We start from the raw sequence: 18,815 nt of genomic DNA, 5'->3' as shown, positions 1-18,815 counted from the left end.
CCTTGCCGGCGAACGCGGTGTCCCACCGCCAGTTACACCACGCTCAGGGACACGATCCTGGGAAACGACCCCCATGACCAGGCCTCTTCGGACCGCGTCCACCCCGACTCGATGAACCTGCTCTCCGCGAAATACTCAAAGCAGGTGCGTAACGTCAAAGTGCGGCAGATGACCGCATGGGTTGGCAATCCCGCCGCGTTCCGCCACTGCCGGAGACAGTCACACTACTCTCGGGCTGCTGAAGTCGAGAAGACCGCGACCTTCGAAGATCAAAAGCGCCGCCATGCCGGCGATTTCGCGTTGCACCTCTTCATCCTGTTTTTCGAACCAATCGCGGATTGTCTGCAAGGCGTCGTCGATCGATTCACGGCTGATATCTCTGCCGAGCCGCTCTGATTGAACGGAACTACGTTTTCCAGCGGGGGCATGCGCGGCCACGGCTGTGAGCTCTCGCGGCCTGCACTCGGTACCGTTCCGATGGCGTTGCGGGTGGGTTGTTCCCGGGAGGCGCACAGCTCGTCGCGAGCCCGCCCAAATACTCGGTGACGACCGAGCCAGCTTCGTCCGACATGTCAATCTGCCGCGAAATCTCGTCCATGTGTCCGGCGGCGCCAGGTCTATCGACGATGGCAAAACGGCACGGTGCGACAAACTTTTATGCTCCGCAGAGAAGAAGACGAGCCATTCATTGCCAGAGGCGGACACAATCTTTCCAGTCAACTACCAACCCTATCAATTGATCAAGAAGACAGACACATGGCATGCATCCGCGTTCCGTGAACACCGTCACGGAAGCTGACCTCAGAATTTGGTCGAGAAGAATGAAAAGGCTCCTGCTGAGCACAATAGTCCTAATGGTGCTGGCCGCCGCTGTCGCTGGTCTGGCCGCGCGGCTCTGCGAGCGAAGTGGTTCTGACATCGGTATCGATAGTGGCGGTGGCCGTCGATGCTGGGATCTCGTCAACGCTGGCGATGTGATCCGTGCGTCGCCTCCTGCCATGAGGTGTCTTGGTGCGATAGGAGGCCCGCTCGGCGGCGAAATCGGTTTCCGCTGGCAAATAGCCAACTCGGTGTTCGGCATCGCGGTGAACGGCAACTGCGCCAATCCCGCGGACTCCAACGCGAGCCTCGTTCTGCCGGGCCTTCAGGATGAAGGCGAGATTGTTACACGCGGCCCGGTCAAGGACCCGCTCGCTTACAGCTGGAATGACGTGCTCGTGTACGTAAAAGGCGCCGCTGCGGTCGCCGGCAATAAATATCAGCTCTGCGAGCTTGCGACTCCGCTGCCCCTCGTCAACGGCAGCGAAGACCAACGGGGCGGCGCAGCAGGAGCGGACGTAAGGTCTTCTTTTCTGCCCACTAAGCCGTCAGCGCTGAGTACGATTGTGTGCTCATGGGCCCTCCGATCATTGGCTTTTGCTCAACCGGAATCGCAGGCTTTTCCAACGGGCGGCCCCGCAGGAACTGCCCGCGTTGGCCAGGACATCAACATCGGTTTGGTCCACGTGAACTAACGCCTGGATGTCGCGGACGTCCTTGATCTTCGCTTTGGTGTTAATCCCTGTCGAGCGACGAGAGTAACTGATGTCCAGAATTTTGGCTGTTGGGACGGCTTTGCCACCGTTCCGGTTTTCGCAGACGGACGCCAAGGCCTTAGCGGGTCGCCACTTCGGATCCAGAATGGAGAAGCTGAAGAGATATCTTACAGTATTCGATCATGCGCTAGTCGATCAGCGCTTCTTTTGTGTTAAGCCCGAATGGCTTCTCAGCGAGCATCGCATAGGTGAGACAAACCAGATATACATGGATTGGGCAAAGGAGCTCGCGTGCAAAGCGACAGTGCTCTGTCTCAACCGGGCTGGCGTTAAGCCCGAGCAAGTCGATCGGGTTATATTCGTCTCGACGACAGGGATAGCGACCCCTAGTCTCGACGTGGACCTGATCTTGAAGGTCGGATTGCAAGCGGATGTGGGACGGACGTCAATTTTTTGGCCTCGGATGCGCTGGGGGAGCATCGGGAGTTAGCTTGGCAGGAGCCCTTTGCCGAGCAACCAACGAACGCATTCTCCTCGTTGCTGTGGAGCTGACTTCCCTTACATTCCAGCCGAACGATCTCACCCCAAAGAACGTCGTCGCCTCAAGCCTCTTTGGAGATGGCGCCGCCGCGCTATTAATCGGACCAGCTGAAAGCGGCTCTGGCAAACTGGATATCGTGAGAAGTACGAGTTTGCTTCACCCTGACTCGACTTCTTTAATGGGCTGGCATTTTGGCGACTCCGGATTTGAAGTCGTGGTCTCCGAGCGCATTCCATCAATGATTAGCGAATTGATGCCACGTGCAATGCGATCGTTGCTAGCGGAGGATGGCATCCTTCCTAGCCAAGTGAAGAGCTTTATCTTTCATCCCGGCGGGAGAAAAGTATTGGAGGTTTGTGAGCGGGGCCTTGGGAAGTCCTCTGAGAGCTTATTTTCCAGCTACGAGACGCTTCGACTTCATGGAAATATGTCCAGCGGAACTGTGCTATTCGTTCTGGAACACGTGCTGGCGCATGAAGAGCAAGCGCCGGGATCATACGGTATCTTAGGCGCGTTTGGGCCAGGCTTTTCGGCCGAACTGTCACTACTGAAATGGGCCTGACACCGAAACGACACAGCCAACGCCCACAAACCTTGAGTTGTTGGGCAGCCGATTGAGGCGTCCCCTTGTAGTGACCGGCATCACCAAACTCGTTGCCGGTGCTATCGAGCGCCCGCGTGCCCGAGATGCTGCCGCTGGTCTTCTCTGTTCGATGGTGCCCCAGCAGCGTCCGCGGGGCCGTTGCCGTTACAGCATCGCTCCGGAACCGGTCTGGCTGTCCTCTCTTAGACAACCTCAGACGGCGAGTTGATCGCTATCGAGTTCTGGTCACGGTTAAGGCGCTCATGCACTGCCCTGCTGGCCTTGAAGATCGGAAAGCGCTTTTGCTCGATTTGCACGTACTCGCCCGTTTTTGGATTACGGCCGGTACGAGCCTGCCGATGGTTGACCGAAAATACTCCGAAGCCCCGCAACTCAACCCGGTCACCGCGCGAGCCCCTCAACGATCTCATCGAGGATTGCGCTCACCATACCGTTGACGACGCTCTGATAAAGATGCGGGCAGCTGTCGGCGATACGTTGAACGAGCGTGGACCTGATCATCGACGCGCTGTTGCCATTTGGGAAGTGGCCTTTGCTCGAAAGCGTTGGCACCTGTCAAGGATCGCATTATACCGGTACTGATGAAGGAACGTCATCGCGATGAATAACCAGCTTTTGCTGGCTCCTGGAGCGCGACATGGCCTCGACTTTCGTTTGATCGGTAACCGCAGGTTTCCATGCTGCCAACGAGAGACCCATAATGTTGCACGGCGGCGGCTCCCAACGACCCCACTATCGACTGCTCCAACTCAAGTCACGTGCTGATGGCTAGCAACGCTGTCTCTGTGTGATTGATCGGACGGAGATAGGAGCGCCGACCAGTCAGGTGGTCCCGAGTGGACACGGAATGAGCCCTCGGCGTCGATGGCAGCCGGTTCCTCGGTCGAACATTGTGGAGCAAAACGCTTAGCCACGATTGCTTCACACTACAGCGACACGCAACCATTGCGCGGCCGGTCAACTACTAATCCTAGCAATTGATCTAGATGACAGAAACGGGTCACCTTCGACCAATGAACGTCTCTCGGTCAACCGCACGCGCAGGCACTCAGCATGCACGACCAATCACAATCGGTTCTCGCCAAAGTGCCTGATCGAACCACTGACTCCTCACCTTCGTCAATGCTGCGCGTTCAGGTCTGCTCCAGCAGCGAACTCTCGTTCCTCATGGAAGCGCACGACGGCCTCTCCGCCGCAATCGCTGAGCGCGCAGGTTTCAAGGGTCTCTGGGCATCGGGCCTGTCAATTGCCTGCTCTTTGGGATACCGCGACGCCAACGAAGCATCGTGGAGTCAACTTGTCGATGTCGTCGAACGGATCGTGGACTCAGCCCAGCTGCCTGTTCTGGTTGACGGCGACGGCGGCTTCGGGAATTTTAACAACGCTCGTCTGCTGGCGCGCAAACTTCGTCAGCGTGGCGCTGCCGGAATTGCGCTGGAAGACAGCTGTTTTCCGAAGGCGAACTCGCTTATTGGCGATCAGCATCCACTCGCGGACCCCGATGAATTCTCTGGCCGTCTACGGGCCGTGAAAGATACAGTTGCTGAAGACTTGGTCCTCGTGGCCCGTATCGAGGCGTTAATCGCCGGGCATGGAATGGACGAAGCAATCTCGCGCGCTCATGCTTACGCCGACGCGGGAGCCGATGCGATCCTCATTCACTCGCGAAGGAGCGCCGCGGACGAGATCCTTGCGTTCGCGCGCGCCTGGCAGAACAGATTGCCGGTCGTGATCGTTCCAACCAAATACTATCGAACACCGGTCTCTGCGTATCGTAAAGCCCCACATTTCCACAGTGATATGGGCCAACCACTCCATGCGAGCTGCAATAGTAGCCATACGGCAAGTCTGTAGTCGCATCATCGCAGAGGAGAACACCACCAGCATTGAGCCCAATATTGCGACGCTCGACGAGGTCTTCGAACTCTTGAGGTACGACGAACTGGCCCGTGCGGAAGCGCGCTATCTTCACCCTCCTGAGCTAGAGCAATAACTTCTCTTTCACGCTGTAACATACTCATTCTCGAAGGACCATCGCCATGCCACTGGATGCCTTACCATCACACTCAGATGCGCTTATCAGCGAGTCTCAGGGTTTTGCTCCTGAAATTGGGCATACCATCGATTGCGACAGCTCTTACGCGGCCGATCTGTCAAGTACCTCGGCCCGATCTCCCCACTTCAACGATCATCAAGTCACCGGCGATGGCCACGAGCGCATTTCTCTCTCGGCGAAACGCCAACGCGCACGATGATCCGTCTTTTCCTGAGATCTCAACCGTTTTTCACGAAGCCGTAGACCCCACATCGCAATAGCAACTACAGCGACATTCTGAACCGACGGGGAGCGCTCATGGTGGCGCGACGGACAGTTCCGCTCAACTCTCGCAACGTTCTCTCCCTCACTGGGTGCCGCCGGTGGTGCAAACAGCTGGCCCGGTTAGGTTTCATTGGAACCATGGTTGTCGCCTCAACTGTGGCTGGCGGACTGACTGACCGTTCTATGCTTGTCGACAGGGCCGCCAATGCCATCGCAGGTGACAGGGCGAGCGCTGGCATGCAAGCCCAAATCGGCCAGGTGCAACCGGGCGGCAAGCCCGTCGCGCTACCGGTTCCCGCGTGTGGCGAGACAACCCCCAAATTTGGCTCCAATGATCCGGACGATCCAGTCGACGGCACCGTCAACGAGACCATCACCGAGTGGTTGGCGGCCGGCAACAAAGCCGAGTGGAAATCAGACTTTGGTCTGGACAGGCCTGCTCTCGGCGACGCAGAGTACGAAATCGGCACCTCGAGTTACGGGAAGGATCTTTTCCTGACCGGAGCCGAGAGCAAGGCCCGCGGCATCGATCCGCATAGGAAGCAGATACTGCCGCACCGCGGCTTGTTCGATAATCCGAAGGGCATTCTCGAAAACACCATTTCAGGCGCCGACAACGCGCTCAAGCACGGCTTCCATGCCGTTGAGCTCGATCTTCGCGCAGATAAGAACGGTCATGCCTGGATGATGCATGACAAGACATTAGGGCGAGTTACCGGCGATCCGAGAAATTGCCTGAATTCAGACGTCTCCACGGAGGAAATCAGGCAGATGAACCTTTCGATATGGAATCCCATCACCAATGAGCGCACGCCGGCACTTGACCGCAACGGTATTCCGCAAAAGATGGAGGACCTGCAGAGTGTCATCGATTACGTTCGCGAGAAGAATAGAAATGACGAGGAATTCAACGTCATCATCGATCCCAAGGACGAGGTATCGACGATCGCGGCAATCAAGTTGCTCTCGGCGCCCGAGAATGCTGATGTGCGCAACCATCTCGGCATAAAGATCTATTCCACCCAAGTGCCGATTACCGATCGCGTCATTGCGCGTTGGGAAAAGAAAACAACCAAAGTACTTGATGCGCTGGTTCAGGCCAATGCCACCGTCCAGCCGAACAACAGGCTCAATCTGATCCCGGTCCTCATCAAGGTGGAAGACGTCCAGTCTTCTTACATCGACGATGATCAGGTGACCCAGGCCAGCGATTGGCTGACCTCCTTCGATCGGCTGGGCGACCTTACCATGGTGGAAATCTGCCGTTACAAGGGAACCAACACCCTCGACGAGATGAACCAGGTGGCCGCGGCGTTCCAGGCAGCAGGCGAGAAGTTCGCCAGTACGCCACTCACAATGTCCTATATCTCCGAAGCGTTCTCCGTTAACAGCCACAAGTATTACTACGGCGCTGAGGGCGTGCCGATCACCCTGCCTGGCCGTCCGGACATGGATTTTCGCGCCACTTTCGGCGCGCTGCTGCCTTATGCCGACGTGCTGGTGTCCGACAATCCTTATCTGGAAACACTCTATGCCACAGGCTGGATCACCGATGGCAATCATGCGGATTATACGTTCCCGATGGATTCCGGCTACAACCCAGCATCCATCATCGATGCACCGAAGGATATCACTGGCAAGCCAAGCTGGACGAACGATCCACATCGTCGCTGAGGTTCTGGTGCCTCAGCTTGACGATCTGCGCCACGATCGTTGCACGCGCCCTACGCAAAACCCCGAACTAGTATGATGAAATGGCTAGTCGAGCAAATCCGAACATTGAAGGCCAGCGAGAGTAGGGCCGCCCGCCGTTGGCAACCCGTCAGCGTAAGCGGCGGACGAGACGGCGCTCGATCTGCGCACTCACGCAGGAACAATCCACACGGGGACAGATCGACACGTGAAGACTTGACCGGACTGGCTGTGCTCGTTGATTCGATGGCGGCTTTCGGGGACTTCAATAACGCGCGCATCCTGGCATGCAAGCTCCGTCAGCGATAACGGTTGCGTGGCAACAGCCGCCGGCGTCGATATCGAAAAATTCTCGATCAGCCCCAGGGCAGCGAAGCATCGCGTTTATCGCACAGCGTTGGATCAACGATGGCACCGTAGACAGGATGTAGGGAAGTCTCCCGAGAAACTGCCCATTCCCAGCCCTAGCGCGACCCGCACCACGATCTGCAAACGCGATCCAATCCGACCAGGCCAATTGGCGCACGTCGGCGCTCGATCGGTTCGGCCATTTGGGCCTCGCGGAGTGGGCCGTTCTTTCCACGAACTGCTGGCGCGGTGAGCGGGGATGCAGCCCGACGCCCCACAAGGTCCGAGGGACCATTCTATGGCGCCTTCTCGACCGCTGGGCCGCCGCCCCAGGGTGTTAAGTTGTTGATTTGCCGTGCTTCGCAAGGTGTTTGCGTTACGTTTCGTTCACGGAGGTTTCAACCAATTCGCTGCCATTTCGCTGCGTTCTCAAGGTGATGTAAGCTTGAGGGCCACTCGCCGGCATTTCGGTTTACGTTTTTGAATAGATTGTCAGGAGATGAGAATGCCCGCCCGCATCCAAAGCGCCGGTACCTCGCACGCTGAGTTTATGCGAGCCGCGAATGACGAGCTAACCAAGTTCGAGCGCCGCGAGCGCGAGTTTCGGAAAACCGACCGCGACGAACGGGCCAAAAGACTGCGGTTGCCGGTGGAAAGGTACGACGCCGAGGATTGGCGCGTAAGGAAACCATCGAGCCCACTTCATCGAACCTGAGACCGCGCGGCCTCCACGGTGACATGAACATGCCTTAAGATGCCCGATCAAGAAAGATGGAGTGGTTGCTGCCCTCCCCGGACAGAACTGCGATGTGCCAAAAACCGTGGTGCATGAGTCACGAAGCAGATAGGACCACTAAGTCGAGATACAATGATCGGGCTGGATCTGACAAAGAATCTATTTCAGCTCCGCAGCGCATCGATCCTTCAGGCATGTAACGCCTCCTTCAAGGCGGCGATGTTGTTTGGAATTGCTCGCGATCAGCATCCATGCGACGCAATGAATCACAGATTGAATGCGTCGTGATTCCCCAAATGCCGGCAACCGCGAATCTCTTTGCTCAGCCCGCGCTCTGTGGTCGCCAGATTAGTTGTGAAGTTCTCCAGTCGAGGTCGCTCGCGCGGATGACGATATCAATGTCGCCGTCTCCATGCTTGTTGGTTGAGTTCTTGTGCGAGCCCATCCAGACAGTTCCGTAAACGCATTGAAGGTCTATACAGGAGCCGGCATGTTAATAGGTTCTATTACAAAATTGAAGGAATGTCGAAACTGCGTACGATGAGGTGCGTCGCTGCTCCTCGTCGGTCATCTGCGAAGGACTTTGCACGAATTTCGGTCGACAGCAGTTCGGTGCGGGTTGGCGATCGACGCTCACTCTTGGATCAGGTGCGGACGCTGCATGATAGGACATCAGCGGTATCGAGATAGATGGCCGCGCCGACCTCGACACGACGGAGATGCTGCAGGTATCCCCCGTCTCTCGCCTCGTGGACCGTCTCGATTGATCGAGGCGCGTCCTCTGCCCCGTCTGCAAAGACCTCGGTAAGGACGCGGCCGGTCATCGTTGACGGCCGCGAGATGCCAATCAGCCTGAGCACGGTCGGCGCAAAATCGCAGATACCTGAGGGAACTTGCGAGACGAGGCCGCTCTTGATCAGCGGGCCCGCCAGGATGCCGACCGACGACATCTCTTTGGCATGCAGTCCGCCATGCACGCCGAAGCCGACCGGCCAATCCGGGCTCCAACTGCGGCCGACGAGACCGAACGGATCGACCGCATCATCCGTCCGATATGAAAACAGGATATCTGCCGAACGGGCATGGTCGGCGAAAGCCAGGTGGCGGCCGAAGCTGCCCGGCGCAATGCCATCGACCTCGCCCTGGCCGGCGGTGAAAACCGAACCGCACCATGGCCGTTCGATCATCGCCGCCACCGCGCTGCGGATTGCAACGCCGGATGGCTCAGCCAGGTAAATTGCGCCGACCTGCCCGGGTACGACGATGGCGTCGATCCCCGGCTCGGGCACAGGGCCACAGCGTAGTCCTGCCGCCTCGAGCGTCTCGAAGAGGTCGGCGCGCGCCTGCACCGTGACGTGACCGTGATCGGATGCGGCGACCAGATGCACACCTTGGGATGCGCCCTCGGCCTCCCACCAATCGAGCACGCGGCCAAATTGCGCATCGACAAACCCGATCGCCTCCAGCGTTTCTGGCGCGCCGATTCCGGAATAATGGGAGGATGTATCGGGCTCGCCGAAAGAGAGGATAGCGACATCAGGGTGAACTTGAGGCCAGATGACGTCGAGGAACGCCGAGGTAAGAAAGGATTGAGTCGCGAGATCGGGCGTGCCCTGGGGAGCCGGTGCGGGCGTTGGCCCGATCAGTGCCTCGATCCGTTCGCGCATCGCGGCCGGGGTCCCGATTCGAGGGAAGTGACCGGAGATCGTCACCTGGTCGAGCGTTCGAGCCTTATGGTTCATTAACCGGATTGCTCCAGCCGAGTTGGAAGCAAGTACGGAGAAGGTCCTGCCGTTCTCCATGAGGATCTCGCCGAGCGACGGTGCGCCAAGGAAACGGCCGCCGCTCGCTTCATCGAGGTATTCCATCAGACGGTCGTCGCTCGTATCGACAGAGCGCGGCGGCGCAGACAGGCGATCTAGATACTGGTTACCGACAATGCCGTGCCGATCAGGCGTCGTGCCCGTGACAAGGCTCGTCAGGGCGGTCCGTGTCTCGCTGGGATAGATCGTGCGCTGCCGCGCCAGGATCGCGCCGCGGCGCTGGAGCCTATCCAGGTTCGGTGTCAGCGATGGATTGATCAGATCGGGCCGAAGCCCGTCGAACAGCACGATGATAACGCGCTTCGAGATCGATCGGACGGACATCGATGTTACATCAGGCAGCATTGTCATCCGGGCCCTTTGCCATTCTCGCGCATTGGTTGGCCAGCGGGCTCCATTGTATCCAATGAGCCTGCTATTGCCCGCTGACGCACTAGCGATTGTTGATAGCTGAAGGGCGACAGTTCTCTCGAACTAGATGCGCCGCCAACGGCGCACTCCTGCTCAGACGACTCCGATAGACATTTCGACAACAATAGAGAACTGGACACACTGGCGTCCTCCAACAAACGTTACCAGGCTCATGATCAGGGACGTTTTCGACGTCGCGATGCCGTTCTCTAGCCGTCGGTGCCACAGCGCATTTGTTTATTCGGACGTTCCATTTGCGAGACGTCCTAGTCAACTCCCAGCTTTAGTAATTGATCTAGATAAAAACGCTATCGGCTGTTGCCCGTCACAACCGCCCGTAACCTGCATTGCAGTGAGCACGAGGCCCCGATCTTCTGTCTAGTTCGCTGATCCGGACGTTCGGGGACGGTTGGAAGCCGCGCTATCACAAGCCGACGCTACCTCCGAACTCCGTCAGCGCAGAAGCGCCTACGTCACCCATTCTTGGCGAAGTGGCCGCGTCCATTTCGCTCGAGACGATACGCTGACGCCTGGCTGACAACGATCGCTCGCCCAACAAGGGTTTATAATGGCAAAGCAATGTGTTGTGCGCCAGTCAACTACCAACGCTGGTAATTGTTCTAGATGACAGGACCATGTCACTGTTGGTCAATCAACGTAGAGCTGGCCAAGTTGGCCTAGTAAAACGTCACTTGCAGGTGTTCGGCATGCAACATCCACGACAATGTGTTCTCGCCGACAGCTCCGATCGATGGCCTGACTTCTTCGCAGTGTCCAAGAGGCTACCCCATGCGCGCTGCCACACCTTCGATGCAGGTCTGCGGTCGCATTCTCGGAGAACACTCCCAGCATTGAGGCCGACTTGGCGAACGATTGACAAGACCTTCAAACTGTTGAGGCAGACGAATTCACAAACGCGGAAACGCGCTGCCTTCGTCCCGCGAACTTGGGGCAACAACCGCTCAGTCCCGCCGCAACACACTCGTTCTCGAGGAACCACCGTCATGCAACCGACGACCTTACCGTCACCCTCCACTGCATTTTTCACCGAAGCACAGGTCTCGCCTCCTGAAACTAGACGCACCGTCCAATACCGCGACGGCTCTTACGCCGACGATTTGTACATCGCCGGAGCAGATCAACCTATCTCCTTGCCCATCTCATTGACCATCCAGCCACCGGCAAAGAGCTGCGAGCTCATTTCGACCGAGACGAAACGCCAAGGCGAATGATGATCCTTCTTTCTTAAGATGGCGAGATCCGGCTTTCAAGAAATCCGTAGGCTCTGCACCGCACCAACAACCAAAGCCACATTCTGGATCGACGGAGAGCGCTGATGTTGGCGCAACGCACAACCTTGTTCAAATCGTCTGGCACCGCTGCGGCGAGTGACGCCGCCAAAGCAGTTGCCGCGAGCGGTAAAGAAATCATCGATCTCACCGCCGGGGAGATCTGGAGCCACACGGCCCCATCGGTGCGCGAGGGCGCGATCGCCGCAATTAATTCCGACATCAACCGCTATACAGACACGCTCGGCCTGATGGAGCTGCGCCATGCGCTCGCTCAGAAGATTTCCACCGAAACGGCCCAATCTTGGTCGGCAGATGAAATCGCCGTGACGACCGGCGCCAAGCAGGCGCTCTTCAACGCAGCCATGATCCTCGTGAATCCCGGGGACGAAGTCCTGATCCCAGACCCCTACTGGACCACTTTCCCAGCTCAGATCGTCATTGCCGGCGGCGCGCCCGTGTTCATCGAGACAAGACACAGTCACTTTGTGCCGAGGCTTGCCGACGTAGCGGCGGCCGTTACGCGAAAGACTAAAGCGATCGTGATCAACACGCCGAACAATCCGACTGGCGCCGTCTATGATCGCGATACTCTTGCTGACATGGCTCAGCTAGCCATCGACCGCGAGCTCTGGATAATCTTCGATGAATGCTACGGGACTTTCGCCCATGCCCCACATGTCCATCATCCGATCCTCACGCTGGCGCCTCGCGCGCGCGAACGTACTTTGATTGTCAATTCGTTCTCCAAATCGTTGGCTCTGACCGGCTGGCGGATTGGCTATCTCGCCGGTCCCAAGGCGGTCATCAGCGCAGTTAAGGCCCTACAAAGCCACACAACCTCGAACCCCAATGTCATTGCCCAGCATGCGCTCCTCCATCATCTAGAGTCCGGCGACTCTAGCTTTCAACTTCAATTGCAGCGCCACGTTGGCGATGCGCGGGCACTCGGGCTCTCTATCCTTGCAGCACTGAGATCAGTGCCCCAGCCCGCCGCCCAAGGCGGGTTCTACTTCTATCTCGATCTTAGCGAAATGCAGCGGCGAGCTAAGATTAATGGCCGCGAACTCAACGCCGACAACGTCGTTAGCGCGTTGCTGATGGATGCCGGTGTCGCGACCGTGTCGGGCACAGCTTTTGGCGACCGCGCCGGAGTTCGTCTCTCCTACGGCATCGATCTCGAATCGCTCGACAAAGGTCTGCGGCGTCTGACAGCGACTCTAAACACTTGGAACTGAATTCTTGGCTCCGCAGGGTGCCTCGAGAAGGGAGCTAACATCATGCCTGAGAAGTCCACACCACGCCTCCGTAGTTGCGTACGGCTCGCGCTTGCGCGCCTATGACTGACACTCTGCACGAACCGCTAATCGAAGTGCATGGTACACCGATCCTGCGCAACGCACCCGACAATCTCGACGAACTTTGGGTTGCCGACGCAACCGTCGTCGGCTGCGACCAAGGACGACATGATCATTCTCGCGGTGACACGTTCAACTGAAACACTCAACGCTGACGTCAACCGCCTTGGTGAAGATTCACGCTCTGGGAATGACGACGGGATATCACGCAACGACCGCAACCATGAAGATACACAAAATGACTTCCAATGCTCCCAAGAAGGCCGTCATTCTCGCCGCGGGCTCCGGCTCTCGCCTGCGACCACTAACGGATTTGTGCCCGAAGCCCTTAGTCAAGGTCAACGGTACACCGATTCTTCACAACGCCCTGCGAAACTTGGAGGCAGTTGGCGTCGAAGACGTGACAATCGTCGTCGGCTACCGCAAAGACGCCATTCAGTATTCATGCGGCAGCCGCTTCGGCGGCCTTAACGTCAACTATGTAGAGTCAGCCGTCTTCGAAAGCACCGGCAGCGCTTATTCCCTGTGGCTTGCACGTGATACCCTCCTTTCCGGAGACTGCTACATTCTGGAAGGTGACGTCTTCTTTGAGGAGAACGCCCTCCGCTATCTCAACGTTGCCGATGCTCTCGACCTAGCCGCCGTTGCACCATTCGAGTCGAGCATGCAAGGGTCCGCCGTGACGCTGTCAGAGGATGGACTTATTTCTGCGTTTCGGATGAAGCAGACGGCAGCAGACCTCGACGGCGATAGCCCTGTGCTTTTCAAAACAATGAATATACTGCGGTTCAGCTCTGTTACGCTGAGAAAGACGATTGTCCCCTCCCTGGACGATTTAATCGGTTCCGGCGCCAAGCAGACGTACACTGAGGAGCTGCTTGCCAAACTCGTCGAAAGGCGCGGGCTACAGCTTGCCGCTGCGCGTTGTGACGATCTTCGTTGGTATGAAATCGACAGCATGGACGACTTGCGGATCGCTGAAAGCATCTTCTCATCAGCCTCACCCCGCTCGTCAACCGAGTCGTTCGAGCATCGGATTGGTGGTTGAGGCCAGCTCCAATGTTCCGCCAGCTTATCGATCCGGCCAACGCTGTGACTGCTGCAGGTCTTGTGCTCTCGATCATCGGTATCAACTTTGCAATCGCCGGCCGTCTGGAGGTCGGAGTAGCCATTGTGCTATGGGCGCTGCTTGCCGATCACCTGGACGGCGTTGTCGCTCAGCGAACGCAAGGCCGCGCCGCGGAGACAGGACAGGTTGGCAAGAATCTAGATTCGCTCGCTGATTTGGTGAGCGCCGGCGTCTTTCCGGCGGTAACGTCGATAATCGTCGGCCATGGCTCAACGGTCACCGTTGCCGCTGGAACCGTTCTCGTTGTCGCCAGTGCCTTGCGACTAAGCTACTTCAACGTATTCGGATCTCCGGGTGGCCGGTTCATCGGCGTGCCGACCACCTACGTGATACCAGCAACGGCAATCATATTCTTGCTCCGTCCGGCCATCCCCGAGGCACGCTTCCCGCACTTGTTCGCGTTTGTCCTCGTCGTGCTCGCTGTTCTGCACGTTTCGCCGCTTCGAGTGCCGAAGACGACTGGCATCATGTACCTCGTCATCACGGCATTTTGTGTTGGGGCATCCATCGTACTCGCGACAAGGGGACTGGCATGAATACGCGGCCTGAATTCGTCCAGGTAGACGATCTGTCCGCCCTAGACCACACGCGCGGCAGGATCTATCGAGAGCTCGGCGTCGAGCCGTTCATCCAATGCGCCGGTGTCCGCACGATTTATGGAGCGAGCAATCCGAGCGACGAGGTCATCGCCGCAATGAACGGGGCTGCCGAGGCTTTCGTCGACATGGATGAGCTCGCTGAAGCCGCAGGCCAAAGGATTGCTGAACTCACTGGCGCCGAATGGGGTGTCATCACCGCCGGCACTGCCGCGACGCTAGCCTTATCCACTGCGGCATGCATCGTGGGGAACAATCCGGAACTGATGTTACAGTTGCCGGACACATCGGGCCTGCGCAACAAGGTGTTAATCCCTTCTGATCAGCGTTTCGCCTACGAACAGGCGATCCGCCTCGCAGGCGCCGAGATCGTCGGCATTGCCACGATAGAGGAGTTGGTGCACGCATTGGATGGCAGCGTCGCGATGATCTGCCTGCTCGGTCGCATGGACGCTGCGTCGGCATTACCGCTGAGCTCGCTTCTTTCCTTGGCGCGCGCGCACAGTGTGCCCATTCTCGTCGATGCCGCAGGCCTTTCTCCCGAAAAGCCGGATCGCTGGATCAAGAAGGGAGCCGACCTGGTCGTATACGCAGGTGGCAAATATATCCGTGCACCACAATCCACCGCAATCGTGCTCGGCAACGAGCGGCTTTGCAAGGCGATCTGGTGGAATGGAGCCCCTCATCAAGCATTCGGCCGCTCAATGAAGGTCGGCAAGGAGGAGGTCGTCGGCGCTCTAGTTGCGCTTGATCGCTGGATCAACTTTCAGTCGGCGAAAGACGAACGCGATCGATGGCTTCCACGATTGACGCAGATCGAGGCTCACCTCAGCTTGCTGCCAGGCGTCAGAACGGAACTGCTATCCTGGCCTGGTTCCGTGACCGCTGTTCGGCTGAAGGTCAGCTGGGACACCGGCTCCATTTCGTTTAATGCGGAAGACTTGAGGCTTGCACTCCTGCGGCAACGACCGCGCATCCTCATTCACGACTTTTGGTCTACGCCGACCTCCATCATCCTCGATCCCGTGAATCTTACCGATGACGAGGCCGAGATCGTCGGCTGTGCCTTGGCAAACGCATTTCGTAAGCCCGAGTCAATCGTTCAACCTGCCCTAAACCTCCGCGCGGAAATCGACGTCTCGGGCAGTTGGCGGATTGAAATGCAATTCCTTCACGGTTCCGCGACCCATCAGATGTCCATTCTGCAGATCGGTGCGATGATAAGTGGCGTCCATTACACGGGATCATCCTCGGGAGTTGTATCCGGGGGTGTGCATGGCCGTCATATCCAATTCGAGGCTGCGCACGAGCGAGTGCCGATTTGGCTATTCTACGGCTTCGACGGCGAATTAGCGGAAGATGGCTCGATCAGCGGAACAGTCCGACTGGGCGGCACCGCTAAGGAACATCTCGGTCCGGTCTTCAAGCGTCAATTCGGCTCCGCGGAATGGCGAGCGACAGTCGACAACGTAACGCGGGATAGCTCGGCTGAAGTCGGCAGGTATGTCGCCTCAACCCAGGGAAGACCGGAATGACCATTCAGGACGTTGAGATCCAGCGCCAGCATTCGTTCGGCCTGCATGGCCAAGTCGCGTTGATCGTCGGCGGCTACGGAGCGATCGGCGCAGTAATCTCTGAAACATTGGCCATCGCTGGTGCGATCAGCATCGTTGCAGGACGAAGTGGGGACCGGGCACGAGCTTTTGCCGCCGAACTGAGCGACAAAGGCTTGTCCGTCCAAGGTATCGAACTCGATGCGTGCGATGTTGCGGCAGTGCGACGTCTGCTCTCCTCGCTCAAGCATCAATATGGTGCGATTGACATTCTGGTGAACTGCGTCGGGCTCAATCGAGAGCAGCCTCTGCTCGAGGTGACGGAAGATGCGTTCGATAAAATCTATTGCGGGACATTGCGCGCGGGAATGTTTCTCGCCCAAGCGGTCGCTGCCCAGCAGGTTGCAGCCGAAAAGGGCGGCAGCCACATTCACATTCTCTCGCTTCGGTCGTCACTTGGTTTCCGAGGCCGAGGCTATAGCGCCTTTTGTGCTGCAAAGGGAGGCTTGGCCATACTTTTGAAGCAACACGCGACTGAGCTAGCGCCCTACGGGATTACGGTCAACGGAGTCGCTCCTGGTGCTGTACGAACTCACAAAAACCACAAGGCTCTTGAGGACGCAGCGACCCTTCAGCAGGCTATATCTGATGTCCCTCTTAGACGTCTGGCAACGCCATCCGACGTCGCCGGGGCGGTGCATTTCTTCGCATCGCCTCTATCTCGGTTCGTTACTGGTCAGATCCTGCATGTGGACGGTGGGCTAACAGCCAGCGCTTGAGGAGCCTCTCGCGGAAGGAGCAGACGATGAAAATCGGCGTAGTCGGAGCTGGCATTATTGGAACCTCCATCGCCTATCACCTCGGTAAGGCTGGCGCGCAAGTCACGATCTTCGATATCGGCAGCCCCGGTGACGGCGTCACTTCCAAATCGTTTGCTTGCCTCAATGCCTTCGGCCAGCCAGCGGCTGAACTGCCGTTCCGGCTCCAAGCCATTAGGTACCATAGAACGATCGCTCGCGAAATCGGAAGTGAGCGGTATTTGCACATTTGCGGCACACTGCGCCTCGCTACCGTCGAGTGCGAGGCTACAAAGATCACTGCAAACGCGAAGACGATGCGCGAATTGGGCGGTCGCACGAAGCATCTCACCGTGTCGGTGATCGACGAACTAGAACCGCTTGTCCAGGCACATCCACTGATTGAAGCTATTAGCGTGCCGGAGGAAGGCTGGGTCGATGCAAGAGGCTTGTCCCGCCGCTTCGCACATGTTGCTACACGAAACTTCGACGTGCGATTTCGGCGGCTGCGAGTACTACGCATTGGGAATGACGGACAAAAACCATGGGTCAACTATGATCTCGGCACTGACTCGTTTGATTGTGTTGTCCTAGCGGCCGGGAGCGATACCAACCCAATCCTACAGGCGTCGAGTCTTACTCCCTTCCCGATAGAAACAAATCCGGGAGCTTTGCGGGAAGTGCCATGTGACAAAGGCTCGGACCTCGGGCACGTGATATATGCGGACAGCTTCCATGTTCGGCCTGGTGATCGTGGTGGCATCCTAGCTGGCATATCTCCACTCGCCGGAAATTTGCATTCAACCGACCGGTTCGAGAGAGAGAGCCAAGCCATTTTGGAATCAGGAGTGGAATGGATCAATCGGTTTTCAGAACTTCCGGGAACGCCGATTCTCGGTATCCGGTCTGTGGCAGCGGACGAGCTTCCCATCGTCGGCAGGCTCGAGGATGCCAGTCAGGTCTATGTCGCGGTTATGCATGGTGGGATTACACTTGGACCGTTGGTGGGCCAGCTTGTCGCAGACGAACTCTTGGACGGACAAGCTAGCGACCTGTTAGCGCGATATCGCCCCTCTCGGTTTCTCAAGAACGCGACTTGCACGCCAGCTACAGAACTCTCGACTGAACAGGGTGGAATCCCGAACACGGCGCCTAGAACGAGCGCAGGATTGGCTGGCGATAATCCACGGGTGACAGGTGAGATCAGCCTCATTCGAAGTACTCCTCCTGCTCCTGTTTGGCTAAGTGATACCATCCGGCAATCCCTTGCGCGTGTTGCGGCAGAGGCAAACATCGGCGAGGTCTTTAGGGCCCACCGTTTTCGGGGAACCGAGGCCGACAGAGAAGCTGGGGCCGGTTGGATAGCTGGCCGCCTCGGAGGCGCGCCGGCCGTTGACCGCATGATCACCACGAACGGCACTCAGAACGCACTTTTTCTTGCGACCCTTGCAACCACTCGCGAGAAGAAAATCGTCGCGGTCGAAGATATTGGCTACTATGGCTTCCGAAACGTTGCTGCACTGCTGGGCGTCACTCCACGCGCGGTTGCAATGGATCATGATGGTATGCTCCCTGATGCCTTAGACAAGGCGTGCACTGACGGGAACGTAGCCGCTGTTTATCTTCAGCCCACGGTTCACAATCCGACGGCTTATGTGATGTCCGTAGAGCGCCGTACAGCGTTGGCTGCGGCGGCACGACGCAATAACGTCCAGATCTTAGAAGATGACGTTTACGGGTTTCTGCCGGACAGCTGCCCCATTGCGATTTCGGCTCTTGCTCCTGAACTGGCGTGGTACGCAACGGGACCCGCGAAGTGCATAGCGCCAGGCCTAAGGATTGGCTATTTGGTGGCTCCTACGGCGCAAGCTGCTGCGGCTGCATTCGCACCGGTGTCGACCGTAACAACTTGGCATGTATCACCACTCGTTGCTGAACTCGCGCGGCTGTGGATCGGCGACGGCACCATGCACGCTATCCGAGACGCCGTCAGAACTGAAGTTCGAGCGCGTCAGGCAATCGCCGCCGCCGTGTTAAAGGGGACGGACTATCTTAGCCACAGCGAGTCAATCTTCATTTGGCT

Annotated in this window: 13 protein-coding genes and 2 pseudogenes; 13 read left to right on the top strand and 2 right to left on the bottom strand. The window is 57.8% G+C overall.

Translation table 11 applies throughout. The features are described 5' to 3' along the window. From H8B02_RS32720 to H8B02_RS32710, 4 genes are all read left to right on the top strand, one after another. Positions 1–396 (top strand): hypothetical protein (locus tag H8B02_RS32720; protein ID WP_229170017.1); only part of this gene is annotated, 396 nt, incomplete at its 5' end. A 458-nt stretch (positions 397–854) separates the two neighbouring features. Continuing rightward, positions 855–1,514 (top strand): porin family protein, encoded by a 660-nt coding sequence (locus H8B02_RS32715; protein WP_229170016.1) that lies wholly within the window; start codon positions 855–857, stop codon positions 1,512–1,514. Positions 1,515–1,584: 70 nt separating this feature from the next. Next, positions 1,585–2,025 carry a hypothetical protein gene (locus H8B02_RS49120; protein ID WP_376711737.1) on the top strand — a complete coding sequence of 147 codons (441 nt, stop codon included), beginning with the start codon at positions 1,585–1,587 and terminating at the stop codon, positions 2,023–2,025. After that, positions 1,967–2,638 (top strand): type III polyketide synthase, encoded by a 672-nt coding sequence (locus H8B02_RS32710; RefSeq protein ID WP_283842275.1) that lies wholly within the window; start codon positions 1,967–1,969, stop codon positions 2,636–2,638. The genes H8B02_RS49120 and H8B02_RS32710 overlap by 59 nt, the downstream gene beginning before the upstream one ends. Positions 2,639–2,862: 224 nt before the next feature. Here H8B02_RS32710 and H8B02_RS32705 read toward each other — a convergent pair. After that, positions 2,863–3,181, bottom strand: a pseudogene (locus tag H8B02_RS32705) (HU family DNA-binding protein). A 621-nt stretch (positions 3,182–3,802) separates the two neighbouring features. Between H8B02_RS32705 and aepX the strand changes: the two are divergent. From aepX to H8B02_RS32690, 3 genes and pseudogenes are all read left to right on the top strand, one after another. Further along, positions 3,803–4,673, top strand: a pseudogene (aepX, locus tag H8B02_RS32700) (phosphoenolpyruvate mutase). Between the two features lie 564 nt (positions 4,674–5,237). Next, the gene (locus H8B02_RS32695) at positions 5,238–6,674 is read left to right on the top strand and encodes a glycerophosphodiester phosphodiesterase family protein (protein ID WP_229170014.1); all 1,437 of its coding nucleotides are present in this window, start codon (positions 5,238–5,240) and stop codon (positions 6,672–6,674) included. A gap of 871 nt (positions 6,675–7,545) precedes the next feature. Beyond that, the gene (locus tag H8B02_RS32690) at positions 7,546–7,755 is read left to right on the top strand and encodes a hypothetical protein (RefSeq protein WP_229170019.1); all 210 of its coding nucleotides are present in this window, start codon (positions 7,546–7,548) and stop codon (positions 7,753–7,755) included. Positions 7,756–8,420: 665 nt separating this feature from the next. On the opposite strand, the gene H8B02_RS32685 is transcribed toward H8B02_RS32690, so the two are convergent. Beyond that, a complete protein-coding gene (locus H8B02_RS32685) occupies positions 8,421–9,887 on the bottom strand; it encodes an alkaline phosphatase family protein (protein ID WP_229170013.1) in 1,467 nt (488 codons plus the stop codon). Positions 9,888–11,346: 1,459 nt separating this feature from the next. On the opposite strand from H8B02_RS32685, the gene H8B02_RS32680 reads away from it, so the two are divergent. From H8B02_RS32680 to H8B02_RS32655, 6 genes are all read left to right on the top strand, one after another. Next, complete coding sequence (locus H8B02_RS32680; RefSeq protein WP_229170008.1) at positions 11,347–12,537, top strand: pyridoxal phosphate-dependent aminotransferase; 1,191 nt, start codon at positions 11,347–11,349, stop codon at positions 12,535–12,537. Between the two features lie 358 nt (positions 12,538–12,895). Continuing rightward, the gene (locus tag H8B02_RS32675; RefSeq protein WP_229170018.1) at positions 12,896–13,705 is read left to right on the top strand and encodes a phosphocholine cytidylyltransferase family protein; all 810 of its coding nucleotides are present in this window, start codon (positions 12,896–12,898) and stop codon (positions 13,703–13,705) included. 11 nt (positions 13,706–13,716) lie between these two features. After that, positions 13,717–14,322, top strand: coding sequence for a CDP-alcohol phosphatidyltransferase family protein (locus H8B02_RS32670; RefSeq protein ID WP_229170006.1), 606 nt, complete (start codon positions 13,717–13,719; stop codon positions 14,320–14,322). After that, positions 14,319–15,917: a hypothetical protein gene (locus H8B02_RS32665; protein WP_229170002.1), complete on the top strand. Its 1,599-nt coding sequence runs from the start codon at positions 14,319–14,321 to the stop codon at positions 15,915–15,917. Before H8B02_RS32670 ends, H8B02_RS32665 begins: the two co-directional genes overlap by 4 nt. Further along, entirely contained in the window at positions 15,914–16,714 is an 801-nt protein-coding gene (locus H8B02_RS32660) for an SDR family NAD(P)-dependent oxidoreductase (RefSeq protein WP_229169999.1), read from the top strand. Before H8B02_RS32665 ends, H8B02_RS32660 begins: the two co-directional genes overlap by 4 nt. 26 nt (positions 16,715–16,740) lie before the next feature. Further along, positions 16,741–18,815: FAD-dependent oxidoreductase (locus H8B02_RS32655; RefSeq protein ID WP_229169998.1), on the top strand; the 2,075-nt coding region annotated here is incomplete at its 3' end.

The organism is Bradyrhizobium altum (assembly GCF_020889705.1).
GTDB lineage: Bacteria > Pseudomonadota > Alphaproteobacteria > Rhizobiales > Xanthobacteraceae > Bradyrhizobium > Bradyrhizobium altum.
This window is presented reverse-complemented; position numbering and strand designations above follow the sequence as displayed.

What these genes read in the sequence shown, in the direction of transcription:
- H8B02_RS32715 (WP_229170016.1), top strand. Translation starts at nt 855, where the DNA reads ATGGTGCTGGCCGCCGCTGTCGCTGGTCTGGCCGCGCGGCTCTGCGAG.
- H8B02_RS49120 (WP_376711737.1), top strand. Translation starts at nt 1,585, where the DNA reads ATGTCCAGAATTTTGGCTGTTGGGACGGCTTTGCCACCGTTCCGGTTT.
- H8B02_RS32710 (WP_283842275.1), top strand. Translation starts at nt 1,967, where the DNA reads ATGTGGGACGGACGTCAATTTTTTGGCCTCGGATGCGCTGGGGGAGCA.
- H8B02_RS32695 (WP_229170014.1), top strand. Translation starts at nt 5,238, where the DNA reads ATGCAAGCCCAAATCGGCCAGGTGCAACCGGGCGGCAAGCCCGTCGCG.
- H8B02_RS32690 (WP_229170019.1), top strand. Translation starts at nt 7,546, where the DNA reads ATGCCCGCCCGCATCCAAAGCGCCGGTACCTCGCACGCTGAGTTTATG.
- H8B02_RS32680 (WP_229170008.1), top strand. Translation starts at nt 11,347, where the DNA reads ATGTTGGCGCAACGCACAACCTTGTTCAAATCGTCTGGCACCGCTGCG.
- H8B02_RS32675 (WP_229170018.1), top strand. Translation starts at nt 12,896, where the DNA reads ATGACTTCCAATGCTCCCAAGAAGGCCGTCATTCTCGCCGCGGGCTCC.
- H8B02_RS32670 (WP_229170006.1), top strand. Translation starts at nt 13,717, where the DNA reads ATGTTCCGCCAGCTTATCGATCCGGCCAACGCTGTGACTGCTGCAGGT.
- H8B02_RS32665 (WP_229170002.1), top strand. Translation starts at nt 14,319, where the DNA reads ATGAATACGCGGCCTGAATTCGTCCAGGTAGACGATCTGTCCGCCCTA.
- H8B02_RS32660 (WP_229169999.1), top strand. Translation starts at nt 15,914, where the DNA reads ATGACCATTCAGGACGTTGAGATCCAGCGCCAGCATTCGTTCGGCCTG.